1 protein-coding gene and 1 pseudogene are annotated in these 1,351 nt (G+C 62.2%); both read left to right on the top strand.

Annotated features, from left to right (window positions below):
• Positions 1-162: 162 nt before the first annotated feature.
• Positions 163-225, top strand: a pseudogene (locus tag ACFWPK_RS34545) (hypothetical protein); the annotation flags it as partial.
• A 30-nt stretch (positions 226-255) separates the two neighbouring features.
• The coding region (locus ACFWPK_RS34540; RefSeq protein ID WP_378923074.1) for an IS630 family transposase at positions 256-1,351 on the top strand (1,096 nt) is incomplete at its 3' end.

Here is a 1,351-nt window from a genome sequence, read left to right as displayed (position 1 = left end):
AGCCAGATAAATTGTTAGCCTGTTTGCGTGTCGAATCGTGGGCCTTCTGCTGTTGAGATCGTTGTGTCCGACGCCGAGCGTGCGGAGCTGGTGCGCAGGGCGGACTCGTCGGATCGGCGTGAGGCGCAACGGGCTCGGATCGTGCTGGCTTGCGCTGAGGGTATGTCGAATGCGGGTGCTGCGCGGCTTGTCGGTGTCTCGGTGGGATCGGCGGCGAGATGGCGTACGCAGTTCGCCGCCGAGGGCCTGGAGGGACTGGGTGATCGCGACCGTGGTGGGCGGCCGGTGGCCGAGATTGTGTTGACCGGTGATGAGCATGAAACGTTGCAGAGGTGGGCGCGTCGAGCCAAGTCCTCGCAGGCGCTCGCGGAGCGTTGCCGGATCGTGTTGGGTTGCGCGGCAGGTAAATCCAATTCCGATGTGGCAGCTGAACTGGGTATCACTGCCCAGACGGTAGGTAAGTGGCGGACTCGTTTCGCGCAGAAACGTCTCGAGGGGTTGTCCGATGAGCCGCGGCCGGGGCGTCGACCCTCGATCCTGCTGGACAAGGTCGAAGAAGTCCTCACGATGACCCTGGAGCAGAAGCCGGTGGACGCGACGCATTGGTCGCGGTCTTCGATGGCCAAACGAAGTGGCTTGTCGCCCTCGACAATCGGGCGGATCTGGAGCAAGTTCGAGCTGAAACCGCACGTAGCCGACGGTTTCAAACTCTCGACCGATCCGTTGTTCGTGGACAAGGTTGTCGATGTGGTCGGGCTGTATCACAATCCGCCGGAGAAGGCGGTCGTGCTGTGCGTGGACGAGAAGTCCGGGATCCAGGCACTGGACCGCTCGCAGCCGGTGCTGCCGATGATGCCCGGCATGCCCGAGCGGTACTCCCACGACTACGTTCGCCACGGCGTGACCAGCTTGTTCGCGGCGTTCGACGTCGCCGACGGGGTCGTGATCTCCAAGCTTTACCAGCGCCGCCGTGCGGCCGAGTTCAAGAAGTTCCTCATCGCGATCGACAAGGCCGTGCCCGCGGAACTGGATGTCCACCTGGTCTGTGACAACTTGTCCACCCACAAGACGCCGGCGATCAACGCCTGGCTGGCCGAACATCCTCGCTTCCATATGCATTTCACCCCAACTGGGTCCTCCTGGCTCAACCAGGTCGAGCGCTGGTTCGGGTTCCTCACCGATCAGCTCCTGCGCCGCGGAGTCCACAAAAGTGTTGCGGCACTGGACAAAGACATCACCGCGTGGATCGAGCAATGGAACGCCGACCCGAAACCCTTCGTCTGGCGCAAAACCGCGGAGGAGATCCTGGAATCACTCGCTAAATATCTTCAACGGATTTCAGGTGCAGGAC

The sequence above is a fragment of the Nocardia sp. NPDC058519 genome (assembly GCF_042719755.1).
In the GTDB taxonomy this organism is placed as follows: Bacteria; Actinomycetota; Actinomycetes; order Mycobacteriales; family Mycobacteriaceae; genus Nocardia.
This window is presented reverse-complemented; position numbering and strand designations above follow the sequence as displayed.